At 46.2% G+C, this 880-nt stretch carries 1 protein-coding gene; it reads left to right on the top strand.

All coding sequences use genetic code 11. From position 1 onward, the window contains the following. A partial coding sequence (locus tag A3766_RS30640) for a triacylglycerol lipase (RefSeq protein WP_068642032.1) occupies positions 1-880 on the top strand: 880 nt, incomplete at both ends.

Here is an 880-nt window from a genome sequence, read left to right as displayed (position 1 = left end):
TCCGGGAGCGTCAAAGCAGAAAAAGCCTTATCTAACAAAATTATCGTCCTCATCCACGGGCTGACCAATCTAGAAACAATATGGGACTTAAAACCAGACTCACTCGGTGGGGAAAGTGAAGGGGAGAGCTCGAGTAATGGTCGTTCAAGTGATGATGACGAAGCGCTAAGTGAAAAAGATAACTATGGTCGACGCTTACAAGAAGAGTTTGGCTTTACGCCTTTTTACTTGCGTTACAACACAGGCTTATCGATTAAAGATAATGGGCAAAAATTAACTCGGCTACTTTCAGAGCTCATTGAGGCATACCCCATACCTGTAGAAGAGATCGTGCTAATGGGCTTTAGTATGGGAGGCTTGTTAATACGAAGTGCCCAGAAACTCGCGCAAGATGCCGAAGCAGATTGGCTAAGTTTGTTGTCAAACTGTTATTACATTGGCACGCCTCATGAAGGCTCGCCCTTGGAGAAGTTTGGTCACCTAACCAGTTCTATTGTTCGCTATATCCCGCGTGATTACATTAGTCACTGGGCAGACTGGATAGACGTTCGAAGCCAGGGTATACAAGATCTGAAGGACGGCTTACTCCATCTGAATAAAGAAAAACGTGGCGCGGATAGTGATGACCCCTACGAGCAGAGTGTGCGCTGTGGAAGTTTTACCGCGCATGCTCAGCATCACTTCATTAGCGGCTCGCTATCGGCGAACAAGAATAGTCTACTCAACAAGTATTTTGGCGATAGCCTGGTGAGACATACAAGTGCTAACCCCATATCTGCACCAGAAGACAGTAAGCAGGCCCATTTCAATGGTATTCCACATGTACCTCTGGCTCACTCAGAAAAGGTTTACCAGCAAATAAACCAGTGGTTCCGTGAGC

This window comes from Oleiphilus sp. HI0132, assembly GCF_001635845.1.
This window is presented reverse-complemented; position numbering and strand designations above follow the sequence as displayed.